This window comes from Paenibacillus silvestris, from assembly GCF_009882985.1.
Lineage (GTDB): Bacteria > Bacillota > Bacilli > Paenibacillales > NBRC-103111 > Paenibacillus_E > Paenibacillus_E silvestris.
Window position 1 is genome coordinate 1,098,713 of sequence record NZ_WTUZ01000022.1, and the last position, 20,252, is coordinate 1,118,964.

General features: G+C 46.8%; 13 protein-coding genes. All 13 read left to right on the forward strand.

The window, feature by feature from the left end:
* The first annotated feature begins 56 nt into the window (after positions 1 to 56).
* The 13 genes from GQF01_RS25340 to GQF01_RS25400 all read left to right on the forward strand — a co-directional run bounded on the left by GQF01_RS25340 (position 57) and on the right by GQF01_RS25400 (position 20,246).
* Entirely contained in the window at positions 57 to 2,375 is a 2,319-nt protein-coding gene (locus tag GQF01_RS25340; protein ID WP_161409655.1) for a helix-turn-helix domain-containing protein, read from the forward strand.
* Between the two features lie 33 nt (positions 2,376 to 2,408).
* Positions 2,409 to 3,494 (forward strand): mandelate racemase/muconate lactonizing enzyme family protein, encoded by a 1,086-nt coding sequence (locus GQF01_RS25345; RefSeq protein ID WP_161409658.1) that lies wholly within the window; start codon positions 2,409 to 2,411, stop codon positions 3,492 to 3,494.
* 18 nt (positions 3,495 to 3,512) lie between these two features.
* Positions 3,513 to 4,466 (forward strand): ABC transporter permease, encoded by a 954-nt coding sequence (locus GQF01_RS25350; RefSeq protein ID WP_235960247.1) that lies wholly within the window; start codon positions 3,513 to 3,515, stop codon positions 4,464 to 4,466.
* 12 nt (positions 4,467 to 4,478) lie between these two features.
* Entirely contained in the window at positions 4,479 to 5,354 is an 876-nt protein-coding gene (locus GQF01_RS25355; RefSeq protein WP_161409660.1) for a carbohydrate ABC transporter permease, read from the forward strand.
* Positions 5,355 to 5,530: 176 nt separating this feature from the next.
* Complete coding sequence (locus GQF01_RS25360; RefSeq protein WP_161409662.1) at positions 5,531 to 6,277, forward strand: IclR family transcriptional regulator; 747 nt, start codon at positions 5,531 to 5,533, stop codon at positions 6,275 to 6,277.
* Positions 6,278 to 6,447: 170 nt separating this feature from the next.
* Positions 6,448 to 7,227 carry a fumarylacetoacetate hydrolase family protein gene (locus tag GQF01_RS25365; protein ID WP_161409664.1) on the forward strand — a complete coding sequence of 260 codons (780 nt, stop codon included), beginning with the start codon at positions 6,448 to 6,450 and terminating at the stop codon, positions 7,225 to 7,227.
* A gap of 14 nt (positions 7,228 to 7,241) precedes the next feature.
* A complete protein-coding gene (locus tag GQF01_RS25370) occupies positions 7,242 to 9,425 on the forward strand; it encodes a malate synthase G (protein ID WP_161409666.1) in 2,184 nt (727 codons plus the stop codon).
* Between the two features lie 21 nt (positions 9,426 to 9,446).
* Positions 9,447 to 10,895: an NAD-dependent malic enzyme gene (locus GQF01_RS25375; protein WP_202556665.1), complete on the forward strand. Its 1,449-nt coding sequence runs from the start codon at positions 9,447 to 9,449 to the stop codon at positions 10,893 to 10,895.
* Positions 10,896 to 11,425: 530 nt separating this feature from the next.
* Positions 11,426 to 13,522, forward strand: coding sequence for a hypothetical protein (locus GQF01_RS25380; RefSeq protein ID WP_202556667.1), 2,097 nt, complete (start codon positions 11,426 to 11,428; stop codon positions 13,520 to 13,522).
* 159 nt (positions 13,523 to 13,681) lie between these two features.
* On the forward strand, positions 13,682 to 15,826 hold the full coding sequence (locus GQF01_RS25385) for an alpha-amylase family protein (RefSeq protein WP_161409672.1): 2,145 nt from the start codon (positions 13,682 to 13,684) through the stop codon (positions 15,824 to 15,826).
* 16 nt (positions 15,827 to 15,842) lie between these two features.
* Positions 15,843 to 17,033, forward strand: coding sequence for an iron-containing alcohol dehydrogenase (locus GQF01_RS25390; protein WP_161409944.1), 1,191 nt, complete (start codon positions 15,843 to 15,845; stop codon positions 17,031 to 17,033).
* Positions 17,030 to 18,481, forward strand: a complete 1,452-nt coding sequence (locus GQF01_RS25395; RefSeq protein ID WP_161409674.1) for a CoA-acylating methylmalonate-semialdehyde dehydrogenase — start codon at positions 17,030 to 17,032, stop codon at positions 18,479 to 18,481. The genes GQF01_RS25390 and GQF01_RS25395 overlap by 4 nt, the downstream gene beginning before the upstream one ends.
* Positions 18,482 to 18,689: 208 nt before the next feature.
* Complete coding sequence (locus GQF01_RS25400) at positions 18,690 to 20,246, forward strand: type 2 periplasmic-binding domain-containing protein (protein ID WP_161409676.1); 1,557 nt, start codon at positions 18,690 to 18,692, stop codon at positions 20,244 to 20,246.
* Positions 20,247 to 20,252 lie beyond the last annotated feature (6 nt).

Sequence of the window (20,252 nt, forward strand, 5' to 3'; positions counted from 1 at the left end):
GGTGTGATAGCGTAGAGTGACTTGAAGATGGAGCTTAAGAAGAACGGGGAGGACTTATGGCTAACTGGAGCAGCATATTTCTGAAAAAACTAGGAAAAAAGAGGCAGATGAACACGAGGACGTATTTCTTCAAACTCATTTGGCTTGGCTGTATTTCCGTATGTATTCCGGTGATATTGGCTAGCATAGCGTATTATCAATTTTCTACGAACCGGATGCAGACCTATATACAGACGGAAAGTGATTCGTCGTTGACCATAATGAAGGATCGTGCCGAAACGGTTTTACAGGAAATTGAGCAGGAGTCACTCCAGTTAGCCAATGATCCTTCCATTCAGCAGGAACTTATTGGACCAGAGGATGAAAGCGGCATCTTGAAGCTTGATATATTGAAAAAGATTGCTTTGGTCAAAAATTACAATAGCTTTATTAGCGAAGTTTATTTATATAACAGCACGAGCAAGGAAGTCATTTCAAATGAATACGGCTCCATTGCGAAAGATTATTACAAATATAAGGAAAATATTAACGAACTACTCGCCATCAAACGTCCTACACAATGGACACAGCTGAAAGGCAAGGAAGGATATATTACCTTTTATAGGCAACTGCCATTGATTGGTAATGAAGGACCCGAGGGGGTCCTTGGCTTTGAAATTGAAGCCTCCAAGCTGAGCACATTTATGGAAACTGACACGGTTCTTTTAACCGGTGATCAGGATTTAATGGTCGTGAAGCTCAACGAACCTTTCGGGATTGAGCATAACCCTCAGGGGAATCAGGCCGATGAAACCGCCAAATTACAAGGCATTGCAATGATTAAGGCATCGGGCCAAAACTCAGGCAGATTTGTAGCCGAAGGCATTGATGGTAAGCCGGCCCAATATCACTACGTGAAAAATGTGTTTTCCAGAACTTACGTATCTGTGACGCCGGAACAGGTTATTACGGATCAATTAAGCTGGATTCGTGAGATGACGGCGCTCATTGTCCTTGTATTTGTAGGTGTCGGCATTCTGCTGACGTATATTACCTCCAAGAGGGCTTATACGCCTATCGGTCAACTGATTAATCACAGCCGTTCGCTGCGTGGTCATGGTGTCGAGCCGAAAGCAAATGAGCTGGATATTATTAAGGAGTCTCTTGATTATTTAAGCAATGAGACGGAGAAGTTGGAAAGTTATGTGCAAAACATGGAGCCGTCCTTGCGCGAGAAGTTTCTCTTCAAGCTGCTAAGTGGTGATTACACGGCTAATCAAACGCTGCTTCAGAATTGCCTAACTTATGGGGTTGGAATTGAATTGACCAGTGTCGTGCTCGTTGTCGATGCGGACCATATCTATAAAGAGAAGCGATTTTTGCCGGAAGAGAAAGGAATCGTCGCATTTTCCTTGGCTAATGTCATGCAGGAGCTGCTGAGTCAGCATGATCTTGAAGGCTATGTGGTTCCCTTTCAGGGCAGAGGCGTTGCGATTCTGCAATTCAAGCCCGAAATGGAGCAGACGGCCATGAAGGAACTGACTTCGAACTACGCTTATGCGATGATCGAGGCGTTCCATAAGTATTTATCCTTCGAAGTTAATGTGTGTATCGGACGTTTCTACCCTTACATTGCGGACGTTCCGGTTTCCTATAAGGAAGCGAATCATGCTTTGCAATACCGGATATTTCGGGATGCGGAACCGCTATTATTTATTGACGATTTCGAGCTTGGGAAAACCCAGTCATTGCTTCGGTATCCAGTAGAGCTGCAGGAAGCGATTCTTCATGCACTTGAGCAAGAAGATCTGCCCTCGGCGATTCAGCATTTCGAGAAATTTACAGAAATATTGCGACATTCACAATCCTATGTGTTTATTTATCAAAGCTATCATATTTTCTTATCTTCTTTTATCGTGGCTCTTGAGAAGCAGGGTGCGAATGTAGTCGACATTATGGAGCATAATTTTTTCGGGCAGCTAAGAAACAAACAAACATCGAAGGAAATGAACGATTGGTTCGAGGAATCCTTATTTCCGGTGTATCTGTGGTTAACGAAAAATGATAGAGAAGCATCTAGTGAATCAGCGATTCAGTGGGTGTGTCAATATATTCATAACAATTACGGAAATGATTTGTCCTTGGTGCATTGTGCTGAAAGAGTAGGGGTAAGCCCCTCTTACCTGAGCCGGTTGTTTAAGAAAAAGGTCGGAAAGAACTTTCTTGAGTATGTGGTAGAAACGAAGATTGATCAGGCAAGACGTTTGCTAAAAGACACAGATCAAAGCATCAATGAAGTTGCCACGGCGATCGGATATTCCGAGCGCAACTTTATCCGCATCTTTCAGCGGCATGTTCAGATGACACCGGGGCAATTTCGCTCCCAGTACAGGTAGTAAGAAATTTAAGGAAGATGGGAGAACTATAAAATGAAAATTAAGCGTATCGAAACGTTTACAACCCGCCAGCTTTCCGTTGTCCGCGTCACTTCGGAAGATGGATTGCAGGGCTATGGGCAGATTGCTCCTTATCATGCTAATATTTCTGCGCTGGTGCTGCATCAGCAAGTAGCTCCACACGCACTGGGGGCAGACTTAGATCAAATCGAAGCATTGGCTGAAAAGGTTGTTAGAGAAGAACATAAATTTCCAGGTTCATACATTTGTAGAGCTGTCGGAGGTCTGGACACGGCTTTATGGGATTTGAAGGGGAAAAGGATGGGCAAAAGTGTAAGTGAATTGCTCGGGGGTCAGCCTGGCAAAGTAAAAATATACGGCTCCAGCATGAAGCGCAACATTTCGCCGCAGGAGGAAGCTAACCGGATATTGCGTCTCAAGGAAACGCAGGGGATCGAAGCTTTCAAAATTCGGATTGCCAACAATTTCGCGAATGATGTGGACGTATATCCGGGCCGTTCGGAAGAGGTTGTCCGGGCTGTAAGGGCTGCGATTGGTGACAGCACACAGCTTTATGTCGATGCGAACAGTGGACTCACGCCGGCTAAGGCGATTGAAACAGGTAAAATGCTTGCGGACTACGGGGTATGCCACTTTGAAGAGCCTTGCCCTTACATGGAGTTGGAGTGGACGAAGCAAGTAGCTGACGCACTCGATATTCCGGTAACCGGCGGTGAGCAGGATACGGACTTGGTGCAGTTCAAACGGATGATCCAGATGCGTGCAGTCGATATCGTTCAACCGGATATTTGCTATGTTGGAGGCTTGAGCCGCGCACTTGAAGTAGCTCGAATGGCCGAAGCAGTGGGAATGACCTGTACACCGCATGCCGCGAATTTATCGATGTTGACCGTATTTACGCTGCATATGGTCTCCGCCATTCCGAACGCAGGGAAATACATGGAATATACGATTGAAGAGGACGCTTGGACGAATGGACTTTTTGTAGAGCCGTTGACAGTTTCTGACGGTGCAGTACAGGTTCCGCAAGGACCAGGCTGGGGCATCACGGTACGGCCGGAATGGCTTGAAAAGGCCGAGTATCAAGTGAGCGAATAAACGGGCGAGGTGCTTCACATGCAAACAAAGGTACAGACAATTGTAAAAAGTACGCGCGTACATGAACGCTCACGGTTGTGGGCTGCCATGGTGCAAAGTAAATGGATGTATGCCCTGGCTGCGCCGGGCATCCTATATTTCCTCATATTTAAATTCGCGCCCTTATGGGGGCTCTTGATTGCCTTCAAGGAATACAACCCTTTTAAAGGCCTATGGGGGAGCGAATGGATTGGATTCACCAATTTCACTGAATTATTTAAGAGTGAGATCTTCTATCTCATGTTGAGAAATACGTTTGCCATTAATATTTTTGGGATCATTTTTATGTTCCCTCTTCCGATTTTGCTGGCTTTGATGCTCAATGAAATCCGGCATGAAACGTTCAAACGGATCAATCAGTCGATCGTCTATTTACCGCATTTTCTATCATGGGTCGTTGTTGCTAGTATGACGTTCTTTATGCTCTCCACGGATGTAGGGTTAATCAATAAACTGATTTCGAATATGGGCTTCGAAACGGTATCCTTTTTGTCCAATCCTAATCTATTCTGGGGACTGCTTACCGCTCAAAGCATGTGGAAGGAAGTGGGTTGGGGGACGATTATTTTCTTAGCCGCAATGGCTGGCGTTGACCCTCAACAATATGAAGCTGCCGTCATAGATGGCGCGTCGAGAATGAAGCAGATATGGCATGTGACGCTGCCGGCGATTCGCCCGACTATTATTATCTTGCTTATTCTAAGACTAGGGCATATGGCAGATGTCGGTTTTGAACAAATCTTATTGATGAACAATCCACTGGTAACCTCAGTTTCCCAGGTGTTCGATACTTATGCGTACACCATTGGCATACTCGGGGGCAAAATCAGCGTCGGTGTGACGGTAGGTATGTTCAAGGGCGTTGTGGGCTTGATCCTTGTTATGCTGTCCAACTACGTCGTGAAGAAGCTTGGGCAAGAGGGGATTTATTAAGGAGGAGAACCCATGAGTTATGTTACAACCAAGAAGTTGACGGTTTTCGATTATATTAACTACTCGCTGCTTGCAATCATTTCTATAGCCTGCGTATTTCCATTCATTTATGTATTCAGCGTTTCCTTCACCGATCCGGATGTCTATGTGCCTCTGCAATTTTATTTTTTCCCGGAAAAATGGTCGCTGTCTGCGTACAAATATATTTTGTCAACGAATAGCTTCATTAACGCCCTGAAAAGCACCGTATTCGTGACAGGAATAGGGACTGTGCTTAGTATTCTTATCTCATTTACATTTGCGTATGTGATGACCAAGAAACATGTACCCGGCCGGAAATTAATGCTCGGTGGCGTTATTTTTACCTTGGTGTTCAACGCAGGTATTTTGCCTAACTATTTATTAATGAAAGATATGAACCTGTTGAACTCGCATTGGTCTTTAATCTTATCAGGTCTTACGAATGCATGGAGCTTAATTGTAATCAAAGGATTTCTGGATTCGCTGCCTCCGGAGCTGGAAGATGCTGCTCGAATTGACGGGTGCTCGGATATCGGTGTATTCTGGCGTATCGTCATTCCTTTATCCATGCCGGCGATTGCTGCTTTTGTCCTGTTCTTTGCAGTTTCGTATTGGAATACGTACTTCAATGCTTTAGTTTATTTGAGCGATGCGAAGAAATGGACCTTGCAGGTACTGGTCAAGTCGTTGGTTATCGATTCCGATGCCAGTGGTGCAGGATCTGTCGGCAGTGACGATAGAGTACTGCCACAGGAAACGATTCGTATGGCTTCGATTGTGCTCGCCATGGTGCCGATTTTAGTTATATATCCTTTCTTGCAAAAGCATTTTGCCAAGGGAGTTATGTTAGGTTCCGTAAAAGGCTAACTGGACTTTTATGATAAATGTAATGAAGTGCCGATTCATCACCGCTTACAAACAGCAGGTGGATGAATGGGCACTTTATGTTTTCTACATTGACTAGCCGTTGAGCGCATGGTAGCATCTAGGGATAATGCGATCAAAATACAGAACGATGTTTATCATATAAAGGACGTGACAAAATGGAGCAAAAGTATGCCGTCCCCGCTCTGGACCGGGCACATGCTGTACTTACCTTACTGACTGAGGAGCCATACAAATGGAAGTTGTCCGACTTGTCCAAGCACTTGGGTATCAGCAAAAGTACGCTGTACTCTCTTCTTCAGACAATGGAGCGGCTGCAATGGATTAACCGGGACAGAAATGAAACCTACGCGCTTGGAAGCGCAGTTGGTGATCTAGGCAGCGCTTATTTTCGTCAGTATGACCTTATTGAAGAGTTTAGGCGAATGGCTGAGCCAGTTATGCGTAAGCTGCAAGAATCCGTGCAAATGGCTCGTTTGGATGGAAGCGAAGTTCTCTATCTGACCAAAGTGGAAGCTCCGACACCGGTGCAGATGGTCTCGGGGCCGGGCATTCGTATCCCGGCTCATGCAACTGGTCTTGGCAAATCGTTGATGATCGATATGGATGCCGAGCAAGTCAGCCGAGTATTTCCGCAGGAATCGCTCCACAAGATAACCGTTCATACCATTGGTTCGCGGTCGGCATTTTTGCAAGAATTGGAGAAAGTGCGTGTAGAGGGGTACTCCTTAGATATACAAGAAGGAGTAATGGGATTTTGCTGTGTTGCTGCACCCGTTCGCCGTCTAGGTACTGTAGTTGCAGCGGTCAGCTGCTCAATGCCCATCCATCATTGGGAGGGGAAGAAGGACGAAACCGTTAATGAAATACGCTCACTAGCGAAGCGGATGTCAACGAATATATAAGAATTGAAGTCTCGGGTCACTTAGGTGAATCGGGACTTTTTTCTATGCAAGTGTTTGAACGTACGCTGGCAAAATCCCATTGACACAAACGGAAAACTATGGCAAGATCAATTTAAATACAAAATATAGAACGTTGTTCATAATAATGAACAAGAAAGGCGGCTTTTCTTATGAAATTAGCTCGTTTTACGATACCTGGTGAATCAGAGGTACGCAGTGGGATTGTTGATAACTCTGAGATTCATGAGTTTACAGGAGATCTATTCACCTCTCGTATTCTTACAGGGAAGACATTCTCCTTGCAGAATGTTGGGCTCAAAGCGCCTATTATCCCGAGACACATCATCGGTATCGGTAGAAATTTTGTCGGCGAAGGGGAACCTAAGCCAGCCATTCCAGACATGCCGATCCTGTTCTTCAAGCCATTGAGCACCGTTGTCGGACCCGAGGACGCTGTGCTGCTGCCCCTTGGAACGGATGAGATCAAGTTCGAATCAGAGCTTGCCGTCATTATCGGGAAAGAAGCGAGAAACATAGCCCCCGAACAGGTAGACGATGTGATCTTCGGTTTCACGGTAACCAATGACTTTGGCGCTTTTAATTATTTCCATCCCGAGGGCCATTGGACGATTGGCAAATCATTTGATACATTTTGCCCACTTGGTCCGGTCATTGTAACCGATTTCGATTATCACTCTGCTCGTATTCAAGCAACAGTGAACGGTACCGTTAAGCAGGATGCACTCATGGAACGCATCATTACACCTATCGATAGCATGATCTCGTACATCAGCCGGTTTATGACCCTTATGCCAGGAGATGTCATTCTGACTGGAACACCTGCCGGTGCGGATTTAGTCCGAGATGGCGATATTGTTGATTGTTATATTGAAGGGATCGGTCATCTGCAAAATCCAGTTCGGGCTCAAAAACTATCATCCAATTTGTAAAAGGAGACATCCATATGAGCGAATATGTAAAAGTAGGAAGTCTACAAGTTGCTGAAGTACTTTATCAGTTTATTCAATCAGAGGTGCTTCCTGGCAGCGGACTCCATAGTGAAAAGTTCTGGGCAGATTTTAATACGTTAATTCACGACCTGGCCCCTCATAATAAAGCTTTATTAGCCAAACGAGATGAACTGCAGATGCTTATTAATGAATGGCATGTGCAACATAAAGAAAATTTCGACTTCGAGAGCTATCAATCATTTTTACGTGAAATTGGCTATTTGGAAGGGCAAGTAGAAGATTTTCAAATTACTACACAAGGGGTAGACGAGGAAATTGCCTATCAAGCAGGCCCTCAGTTAGTTGTTCCAGTCAATAATGCCAGATATGCTTTGAATGCTGCGAATGCCCGTTGGGGAAGCCTTTACGATGCTTTATACGGAACGGATGTTATTGATGAAGACGATGGTGCTGAGCGTACCGCTGCGTACAATCCGATTCGTGGTGATAAAGTGATTGCGTATGCCAAGGATTTCATGGATCAAGCAGCACCTTTGTCCAACTACTCCCATTACGATGCAGTTCGCTATTCGATCGTGAATGGCGAATTGTCCGTCTCGCTAGCCAATGGGGAAACGATAGGTTTGAAGGACGTTTCTCAGCTTGTCGGCTATCAAGGACTGGCAGGTGATCCTTCCGCGTTCTTGCTAAAAAATAATGGGATCCATGTTGAGATCCAAATTGACCGTCAACATCCGATTGGTCAGAATGATCTGGCAGGCGTTAAAGATATCCTCATGGAAGCGGCGTTAACGACCATTATGGACTGCGAAGATTCGGTTGCTGCCGTAGATGCTGAGGATAAGGTTCTGGTGTACAGGAACTGGTTGGGACTAATGAAAGGCGACCTCTCGGCTTCCGTACCAAAGGGGAATACATTCATTACAAGGACTCTGAATCCTGACAGGACGTATACATCTCTTGCCGGTGAGGAATTTAGTTTGCCTGGGCGTTCACTTTTATTTGTCCGTAATGTAGGTCATTTGATGACGATTAATGCGGTATTAGATCAGCATGGACAGGAAATTCCTGAAGGCATTTTGGATGCTGTTGTGACTAGCCTTATTGGCAAGCACGATCTTTTGAGAAATAGCTCTTATCGAAATTCTCTTCAAGGCTCCATATACATTGTAAAGCCTAAAATGCACGGCTCTGAGGAAGTTGCTTTTGCTAATGAATTGTTTAATCGTACGGAAGATATGCTCGAGCTGGAGCGCCATACGATCAAAATCGGTGTGATGGATGAAGAACGCCGTACTTCAGTGAACTTGAAGGCTTGCATTCGCCAAGTGAAGGATCGCATTGCATTTATCAACACGGGGTTCTTGGACCGAACAGGTGACGAGATGCATACTTCGATGGAAGCAGGACCTATGATTCGCAAAAATAATATGAAGTCATCCAGCTGGCTGCAAGGTTATGAGAAATCAAATGTTAACATAGGCTTGGCATGCGGTTTGCAAGGCCGGGCTCAGATTGGTAAAGGCATGTGGGCCATGCCGGACCTGATGAAAGACATGTTAAAGCAAAAGGTTGCTCATCTTGAGGCAGGCTGCAATACGGCATGGGTGCCATCGCCGACTGCAGCGACATTGCACGCGCTTCATTATCATCAAAAGGATGTAAAGGAAATTCAGAACCATTTAAAAGCGAACAGAAAAGATTATCTTACTGAGATCCTAGAAATTCCAGTGGTGGCCCAACCGCAATGGAGTCCCGAAGAAATTCAGCAGGAACTAGACAATAATGCGCAAGGTATTCTAGGTTATGTTGTCAGGTGGGTAGAGCAAGGGATTGGCTGCTCGAAAGTTCCGGATATTAACAATGTGGGACTCATGGAAGACCGCGCCACTTTGCGAATTTCCAGTCAACACATGGCGAATTGGCTGCACCATGGGATTTGCACAGAGGATCAAATTCGTAAGACGATGCAGCGTTTAGCCAAAGTGGTGGATGAGCAAAATGCGGGAGATCCTGCCTACCGTCCTATGACCGATAATTTAGATCAATCCGTGGCATTTCAAGCCGCTTGCGAGCTCGTTTTCAAAGGGTATGAACAACCAAGTGGTTACACAGAACCGATCTTGCATCGAAGACGCAGGGAATTCAAGGCTATGGTGCCAGCTTCGAATAGATAATTACGGAGGGAGAGAAGTATATTGAAATCCTCATCTAACAGCCTTATCTTGCGTATTGAACTGGATCAGAAGGTAACAACGTTCGGTGAAGTGGCTAATGCCGTCAGCCTTGTCGGCGGAGATATCGTCGCCATTGACGTGATTCGTTCTGATAAACAATCGACAACGAGGGATATTACGGTCAATCTGGGAGAACAAGCCGAAGAATTGATAGCGGATAGAATTAGAATGCTCCCGGGTGTTGTTTTGCATCATATCTCGGACCCCACGTTCCTTGTGCACCTAGGGGGCAAGATTGAGATCCAGCCCAAAATACCTGTGAAAAACCGGGATGATTTATCGAAGGTTTATACACCAGGTGTAGCAAAAGTATGCATGGCGATTCATGAAAATCCGGATAAAGCCTTTACTTTGACGATTAAACGCAACACCGTTGCTGTAATCTCCGACGGTACAGCTGTTCTAGGCTTGGGGGATATTGGCCCCGAAGCAGCTATGCCGGTAATGGAAGGAAAGGCGATGCTGTTTAAGCAATTAGCAGGTGTGGATGCTGTTCCTATTTGCTTAAATACCAAAGATACAGAGGATATTATTCGAACCATTAAGAATATCGCTCCGGCTTTTGGTGGAATCAACTTAGAGGATATCAGTTCTCCGCGATGCTTTGAGATTGAATCCCGTCTGAAGGAAGAGCTCGATATTCCTGTGTTTCACGATGATCAACATGGGACAGCCGTTGTTGTTTTAGCTGGGCTTATTAATAGCCTTAGGCTGACTAAGAAGAGAATCGAGGATATCCGGATTGTTGTTGTAGGTATTGGTGCAGCGGGAGTCTCCATTATTAAAATGCTCTTGGGAGCTGGGGCTAAGACCATCTTGGCTGTTGATCGTCAGGGCATTCTGACTCGTGACAACACCTACGAGAATCCATTGTGGGATTGGGTAGCACAGAACACGAATCAGGAGGATCGCAAAGGCAGCTTATCTGATGCGATGAATGGTGCTGATGTTTTCATAGGTGTATCCGGACCGAACGTGTTAAAACTGGAAGAGGTTCATCGTATGGCTAGCGATCCGATCATTTTCGCAATGGCGAATCCAACGCCTGAGATAGACCCCGAATCGGCTGCTCCCTATGTTAGAGTGATAGCCACAGGTCGAAGCGATTTTCCAAACCAAATCAATAACGTGCTTTGTTTTCCAGGCATATTTCGAGGAGCGCTTGATTGTAGAGCAAGCCAAATTAATGAAGAAATGAAGCTGGCTGCATCGAAGGCCATCGCTTTCACGGTTACAGATGATGAGTTAAATGAGCAATATATCATTCCTTCCATTTTTAATGAGAAGGTCGTACAAGAAATTCGAGATCAAGTTGTGCAGGCCGCTATTCAAACCGGAGTTGCACGTCGAATACCGCCTGAATTTAAAGGCTCGAAATTATTAGAACGGAAATTAACACCAATTAGCTAAGCGAAGGTCGACCGGACACGATCCGGTTGACCTTTTTTAAGCAGCATGTATATATGTGGGGTTCTGGGGTAAGCGAAGCTTACCCCAGAATTATTTGTGTTGAGTTGAGCACTCCACCCCATGATCTTTGCTGCTATCGCTTGAGCGGTTCCTTCCTCCCCAACGACGGGAACTGCAAAGCGCTATATCATCGAAATAGGTTCTTTTTCGCGGGGAGGGGAACTGTGGTCCGCTATTTGCACGTTTTCTTAGAGAAAAAGGGATCAGGCGGTCAGATATGGCCCTGTAGTTCCGCTTGAACGCGGAAACGGGCTGAATTTGCTGGAATAGCAGCCTGTAGTTCCTCATGGGTGTATCCTTGCTACGGACAAAAAATGATCAGGAAGACAATTATTGTCCCTAATCCAACAGGAAGGATACATCAAGAACTGTCGGTTCTATGCCTCGAAATCACTTGTTACAATTAGGCTTGAAGCAACGATAAAGCCTTAATGAAGGGAAGGAGTGAGTTAAAAGTGACTACGGGTGTTATGTATCACAAGGATTCATCCATGATTCGTTTTGCAGCTTCTAAGCTGATAGACACAATTGCAAGAATTGAGGGAACGGTTAAACCTTTGGATATAACAGCTAATGTTATATCTACGAGTGTAATCATCATCTCCGACAAGGAGGAAGCTGCCAGTAAACACGGCATTACAATAGATAACTCTGTCGCTCCAGAGGGCTTCGAGATCCGTAAGCGGGAAGGGCATAGCTCCTTAACCTGGTATATATTGGCCGGAGATGAAGCGGGGGCCATGTATGGAACGCTGGAGCTGGAAGAGCGACTCCGGAGTTATGGATCGCTTCTGGCAATCCCGGCTTGCGTTATGAATGCTCGCTTTCCATTCCGTGCCATCAAATTCAATCTTCCTTGGTCAAGCTACCGGAAGAATGAATGTTTCGAACTTCAAAAGGACACGGTACGCGATCTAGCCTTTTGGCAAAAGTTTCTCGATATGATGGCCCAGAATCGCTATAACGTTCTTACGCTATGGAATTTGCACCCGTTTCCATACATGATTCGTCCTGTGCATTTCCCAGAGGCATGCCCTTTCAATGAGGAAGAACTAACGGAGTGGAAGCAGTATTGGACCGCTTTATTCCGGATGGCCAAAGAACGCGGAATCGAGACGTATATGGTCAATTGGAACATATTCGTATCGGAAGCCTATCGGGAGCATTATGATCCTCAAGCGATAAGCGATGAAACCTTTTATCATTATGGCGATTCGTACTCCACGGACATGATCAAACAATATACCCGAGAATGTGTTACTCAACTGATCGATGAGTATCCGGATCTGACCGGGCTCGGAATCTCGCTAGGGGAAAGAATGAACGATATGTCTCCCCAAAGTCGGCAGGATTGGGTGAATGACGTGTATTTTGAGGGGATGAAGCAAGCAAGCCGGCCCGTGAAATTCATTCATCGCGCACCGTTTTCCGTAGATCCGTCCATCACGCGTAATGCGATAGAAAGTAATGGCTTTATGCCTGAACCGGTATGGGTGGAAGTTAAATTCAATTGGTCGCATGCCTACTCTTCCTCCAAGCTGCTTCTGACGCATGGCGGCTCACAGGGGATGGAGGGGTACTGGAAGCCATCGCCAACGAATTATAAAATCACTTGGATGGTTCGCAACGAGGACTTCTTCACGCTTCGCTGGGCGCAGCCGGATTTCATTCGGGAGCATATTGTAGAGAACGGGCAGGACTATGTTGGGGGCTACTATATCGGGTCGGAATGCATGATCCCCGGCATCGATTATTCCCATCTGAAGGATAGCGATCATAAGGATTGGACCTATCTGTTTGAAAAAAACTGGCTCTATTACATGCTATGGGGAAGACTCCTGTATGAACCGGATACACCTGACCGTGTATTTGAGAAAGCGATTGAGCAGCGCCACCGTGCACCGATTGGAGTGCCATTGTTGAAAGCGTATGCAGCCGTCTGCAAAATGCCAATGGCTCTCGCTTCCATGTATTCATTCACATGGGATTTCACCTTATATGCCGAAGGCTTCATGTCTACGGACGAAGCGGAATACGATGGAGGCGCATCGTTTATTTCGCTGCAAGATCTTCTGGAGCGGAAAACGTTCAATCCACATTATTTATCGGTATCCGAATATGTGGACCAACGCTTAGAAGGACAAACAACGGACAAGGTTTCACCGCTTGGACTGGCAGAGACGCTTGAGGAGGATGCAAATCGCGGACTCGAATGGTTGGCGGCTATTAAAGCCGATACACCAGTACTCTGTTGCGAAAAGGCTGACATTGAAGCGTGGGCTCATTTGACTTATTATTTTGCGGATAAACTGCGGGCTGCCGTTTCTTATGAGCTTTATAGAAGAACTGGAGATGAAGCCGAACGCCTTAATGCGATTCAGCTTCTGGAGGCACCTCACGCAGCCGGGCATTGGGAGCGGCTGATCGCAGTTACCAAGTCGCACTATGTAGAACATCCCTTGATGCACCTTGGCAAGACACCCTTCTCATGGGAGCTGTATCGTCCGCAGGTGCTTGCAGATATCGCCTTTGTATACGGCAATGATCAGACATCAGCGAGGGAATGACTTCAATAAATACAGAAGGACAAATCATGTCTTCTTGGACAAATATTGCGCTGAGCAAGAGCCGAGGCAATGTAACAAAAAGTGTCTATAGGATGCGGCACTAACCGTATCTATAATCAAATTGGGCAGTGTTCACATGACTCATATTGGGGGATGAATATGGCGAAATCAGATTGGTTGAGTAAGCGAAGCAGAGGCGTACATCTTACAATCAGGGATATAGATTGTCTTGATTTTGACACGGAACGTTTTGCGAAAGATTTGAATGAACTCGGCGTAAATGTGCTGTCGTTTTTTTGTGCAGGGTATGTGACGGTGCATCCTACTAACTTGTCGATCAGAAAGAGTCCCTTTCTGGGAGATCGGGATCTGACAGGGGACATTGTGAAAGCGGTTCAATCTTATGATATCCGCGCAGTAGCGGCAATGGACCTGAGTCTGATTCCAGGTAATGCTGCATTAGAACATCCGGAGTGGTGCTCCTGCGACCACGAAGGCAAGCCGTACAAAGCCAATCAGGATTTGGGCGATTTTTATATCGCTTGTCCACTAAGCGGATATCAAAATGAATATTTAGCAGAAATTTTACGTGAAATCGTAATGCGCTACGAGGTCGATGGTATCAAATTCGGCGGAGGAAGCTACGGTTTTTCCTCTTATGGAAACGGCATCTGTCACTGTGCCCGCTGCAGAGAAGCATTCGGAGCTTATGCCGGCAGCCAAATTCCGGTGAAAGAGGATTGGAACGATCCTGTTTGGGGAACTTTTCAACGGTGGCGTCAGCAGCGTGTCGTGGAGCGCTCTAAATTTCTATATGATTTAGTGAAATCGCTCGACCCCAATATGCCGGTTATGTGCAACAGCGTGTGCTTTGGGGAAACAGGATGGACGACCAAAGGTGCGTTAGATATTGAAGGAATGGCGGCCTATATCGACGCGGTTCAAGTGGAAGCACAAACCCGGATCCGTGTGGAAGGTGATTCAAGCCATTGGGACTTTCTGCTGTGGCCTGCAGAGGAAGCGAACTTCCTTGACAATGTCAGCGATCATCAGCCATGGGTGCTGGCCTCCTATTTCCAAGCGTGGCCGTGGCGTAGAAATGCTGTGCCGCCGGCAGAACAAAAGGTGTATATGGCCCAGATTTATGCTAACGGGGGCAATGCCATCTTGAATCTATCCGGAGGACCGATTGAGGGGCATCAGGATCAGAGAGGTTTTCCGGCTGTGAAATCGCTCTATCACTTCGTGGCTGACAATCAAGAATATTATAACGATGACCGATCCGGAGCAAACGTAGCCATCGTATACTCCCAGGATACCCTCTTTTACTACGGAAAAGAAAAGCCCAAGCTTAACTATGTCGACGCGATCAGAGGAATTGAATTGGCGTTATCGGACAATCACATTCCGTTTGATATCATCTCGGATGCCGTAGTGAAGAAGGGTAATCTCGGCAAATATCGGGCGATCATCCTGCCATCCACTGCTTGCATGTCAGAAGAGACGGCTGCTGCACTCAGCCAATATGCGAAGAACGGCGGCAGTGTCATCGCCACGTTTGAAACTTCCTTGTTTGATACGGATGGCAGCAAGCGGTCAGACTTTTTACTGGCAAATTTATTAGGTGCCTCCTATATAAGTACGAATTCTGTAATGGGAGAGGAGAATGGTGTATATAAACAAAGTTATTTGAATGTACAAAATTCCTCACACCCCTTGCTGGATAGACTTGGAGATACAACGGTAATTCCGGCTTCAAACGCTTATTGCCGAGTGACCGCTGACAAAGAGTTCGTGGTGCCATTGACGTTATCCGCACCATTCCGTGTTTTCCCCGAGGGGCAGTCGTACACGCTGGAACTGGATACCGGAATACCGATGTTGATTGCGAGGGAGCATGCGGGCGGCGGCAGAACCGTTTATTTTCCAGGACAACAGGATACGGCGTTTGCGCGATACGGTTATCCGGATTGGGCGCTTTTGCTGGTAAATGCGGTGCTATGGACAACAAGGGAGCGTTTGCCTTTACAGGTGGAGGGTCCAGAAACGTTGGTGGCAACATTAAGGGTTCAAGAACAACGGCGTCTGGTTCATCTAGTGAACGTTAATGGCGGTCGTAGAATGTTTAGACAACTCATTCCGGCCCGTGACGTGACGATTTCTTTGCCGTTAGGCGACGATTTCGTGCCGCAGCGAGCTTTTAGGTTATCCGACCATAGCCCGTTAGCAATGATCAGAGAAGAAGATGCTGTTTCAGTCGTCGTGTCCAGCATCTTGGATTATGATGTCGTTGTTTTTGAATGAGGGGGTACTAAGCATGATACATGAGATTATGATGCCGCTGAGAATCAGCATTGGGCTAGGAGCTTTCTCAGGGGTGGCTTCCTATGCGTCAGGTCTAGGGACCAAAGTTTTAATCGTTAGCGATCCTATTATGGAACAAATCGGTCACGTCGAGACGTGCAGAAATTATTTGGAACAAGCAGGCTTCTCGTGTGCGGTCTATAGTGGTGTCGATACGGAGCCGACAGACCTCCACGTTAATGAAGCGCTAGCCATCTGCCGGCAGGAGCAGTGCGATGTGATTGTCGCTTTGGGTGGAGGCAGCTGCATCGATGCCGCCAAGGCGACGGCTGTTATGATGACGAACTCAGGATATATCGGAGACTATGTCTTGGGTATGAACAAGTTCGCTAATCGGCCACTGCCGTTGATTGCCATACCGACGACGGCGGGTACAGGGTCTGAGGTCACGAAAGTGACGGTCATTATTGATACCCGAAGGGATGTCAAAATGATGATCGCGCAGCCGGAGTTGGTGCCGCAAGTTGCGATTATAGATGCGCTGCTGTGTATGTCGTGCCCTCCGTCTGTCATCGCATCTTCGGGCATCGACGCTTTGTGCCACGCCATCGAGGCCTACTGGTCCCGGAAGGCCAATCCACTAAGTGACGGTTGGGCTCTGCAAGCAATTGCCTTACTGATCAAACATTTGCCTGTCTGTTATGCGAAAAAGGGAGATGCGGAAGACTTCGCTCAAATCGCACTTGGCTCTATGTTGGCAGGTGCCGCATTCTCCAACGCTTCGGTGACATTGATCCATGGGATGTCCCGGCCGCTGGGAGCGATATTCCATGTACCCCACGGAATATCCAATGCGATGCTGATGCCCGCCGTCCTTGAATTTACTTTGGGATATGCGCAGGAGCGTATTGTTGAGATCGGGCGCGTGATGCGGCCCGATCTCGTTGACAGCGGGAGCGACAGGCTGTCAGCCGCCGTTCTGGAGGAGGTCCGTACCTTATGCAGTCTCTTGAACACTACTAATTTACGTGATTGGGGAATAGATCGCGAAGCGTTTGATAAAGCGATTCCACAGATGGCTGCTGACGCGATGGCTAGCGGAAGTCCCGGTAATCATCCGAGATCTGTAACCGCAGGTGAAATTGAAGCGCTATATCGTATTTGCTACGACTACGAATGGATAAGGGAAGAAGGAGCGGCGCGATGACAACGATTCCGGTTTTACACAATTATATCGGGGGCAGGTGGGTACCCTCCGATAGTTCGTCCTATGAGATCGTACCGAACCCGGCGACAGGAGAAGCTATTGCGCGAGTCCCCCTGTCTTCGCGCAGCGACTTGCATGCAGCAGTAGAAGCAGCGCGCAGCAGCTTCGAAGCTTGGAGAGAGACCCCGGTACCGAAGCGTGCCCGCATTCTTTTTAAATACCAGCAGCTCTTGGTAGACCACTGGGAGGAGCTTGCCCGGCTTATTACACAGGAGAATGGCAAAAGCTACACGGAAGCCTATGGTGAAGTGCAGCGTGGAATCGAATGCGTTGAGTTTGCGGCGGGTTCACCAACACTGATGATGGGTTCCCAGCTGCCCGACATTGCGACAGGTATCGAATCGGGCATGTACCGGTATCCGCTTGGTATCGTTGCGGGGATCTCGCCCTTTAATTTTCCGATGATGGTGCCATGCTGGATGTTTCCGTTAGCGATTGCTTGCGGGAATACGTTTATTCTGAAGCCATCGGAAAGAACGCCGTTGTTAGCGAACCGTTTGGCAGAGTTGTTCACCGAGGCGGGGCTTCCGGATGGCGTGTTCAACATTGTGCACGGCTCGAAGGAGATCGTTAACGGGATGATCGAGCATCCGGACATCCAGGCGATCTCGTTCGTAGGTTCCCAACCTGTTGCAGAGTATGTGTACAAATCCTCCGCCGCTCATGGCAAGAGAGTTCAAGCGCTGGCAGGAGCCAAAAATCATAGTATTGTGCTGCCTGATGCAGATCTAGAACTTACTGTCAGCAATATCTTGAGCGCAGCGTTCGGTTCGGCCGGCGAACGGTGCATGGCGTGTTCCGTGGTCGTAGCCGTAGGAGATGTCGCAGATCCTTTGGTTCATAAATTGAAGGAAGCAGCAAGCCGATTGAAGATCGGCAACGGGCTCGAACGAGATGTTTTCCTCGGTCCGGTTATCCGGTTGTCCCATAAAGAAAGGACGATAGACTACATTGAAGCGGGTATTTGTGAAGGAGCTTCTATAATAGTGGACGGACGAAATGCGGCTGCGACGCAGGAGAGTGGTTATTTTCTCGGTCCGACTATTTTTGACGGGGTCCAAACCGATATGAAGATTTGGCAGGACGAAATCTTTGCACCGGTCTTAAGTATCGTTCGCGCGAGCAGCTTGAAGGAAGCGATTGACATCGCTAACCGCTCAGAATTTGCGAATGGCGCGTGTCTATATACGGACAGCGCGAAAGCGATCAGACAATTTCGAGAGCAGATCGATGCGGGAATGCTCGGCGTTAATGTCGGGGTGCCTGCACCAATGGCCTTCTTTCCATTCTCGGGTTTCAAGAAATCCTTCTATGGCGATCTGCATGCCAATGGTAAAGACGGTGTTGAATTCTACACCCGCAAGAAGATGATAACTTCCCGCTACTAATGCGCTTGCCGCACGTGCTACAATGAGGAATCAGACAATTTATTCCGGTCGGACAATATTTGTTATTGGCTCAAATTGGACGCTATAACAAGAATTGTCGCTAACGTGCCTCCAGATAAGAGGCTAGAATCAATAATGTAAGCGTTACCGAAATAGAGATTACTTGCAAATGGTCATGTGATTCGATCTAACTTGAGGAGGGGTTCCGATGTCAAAGCTGTATCGAAAGTGTTTCACTATGGTAATGGTCAGCATGCTTTCAGTTGGCGTCTTGGCAGGATGTGGGGATAACAGCGCACCAGCGGGAGCTGCAGATAGTGCGGCTAAACAGGGGGATTCGAATAAGGCGGCATCAACGGAGCCGTTAAAACTTCAGTTCCTCGTTCCATCCTATGCGGATGTGCCGGACATGAAGGATGAGTATTGGACGGAATGGCAGAAAAAAACGAACACCCAATTGAATATGGAATGGGTTCCATCAGGTGATTACGATACGAAATTTGACCTGGTATTAGCATCAGGGAATTTGCCTGAAATTATTGTATCTACCAATATAACACGACCTACCTTGCTTCAAGCGATTAATCAAGGAGCATTCTGGGATTTGACACCATTCCTCGGTGATTTCAGCAAATACCCGAACATGAAAAATAACAGCGGCCCGAATGTGTGGAACTTTATGAAATTGGATGGCAAGGTATACGGCCTTCCACGCAACCGTCCGCAAATCGATTTGGGCATCAAGATGCGCAAGGATTGGCTGGATAAGCTGAATCTGCCAATACCTACAACAATTGATGAGTATGCAGCAGATCTGAAGAAAATTGTGGACAGCGACGTAGATGGTAACGGTAAGAAAGATACGATCGGCATCATCGGTCACGGTTTCTTGCTGGCTGACGGCGATGATACTTATTCGGGAGCCTTTGGCGGTCTTGATCCGGTTTACGATAAAGACGGCGGCATGATCAAGAATCAATTGACTCCTAATTATACCGCAATGGTTGAATGGCTTCGCAAATTGTATGCGGACGGCATTCTGGCGAAAGAATTCTCTTCAATGAAGAAAACACAAGCGGAAGAAATGTATGCTACGGGGCGCGCTGCTTCCTATGTACGAAATATTTGGCGCGATTATACTTGGGAGCAGATGAATCAGAAGACACAACCTGACGCGAAGGTCATCACCCTTCCTCCACTGAAAGGGCCTGGCGGTGTGACGGTCAGTTTGGCGAATCCGACATTCGGCGCTTTCTATATTTCCAAAAAAGTGCCAGAAGCTAAAGTGAAACAAATTCTTGATTATTTCGAGAAAACGACGACGGCGGAATATACGGATTTCAACTATTACGGTATTGAAGGTGTCCACAACAAAGTCGTGGATGGTCAACCGCAGCTGACAGATCTGGGAGTCAAACAGGTCACCACCAATGCCAATCAGGTATTTTCTCTGGCGTTTAACAACAAGATGAAAGTGCTCAATCCTTCAGCCCCGAAAGCTTACAACGATGCAAAAATGAAGGAAGTCGAAGTCTATGGGCAAGTAGGAAAGCTAAATCCGTTCTCGATCATCAATTCGAGCACATGGACAAACGTGTGGCCGAAGTATGAGAAGGAATGGCAGGCTATGGCAACGAAAGCGATTGTTGGCCAGATTACCATGGATGAGTACAAGAGCTATGTGGATAAACTGAATGAAAATCCGGATTTGAAGAAAGCATACAAAGAATTTGCGGATAGCTATAAGCAGTATTTTGGCAAATAAGAATAA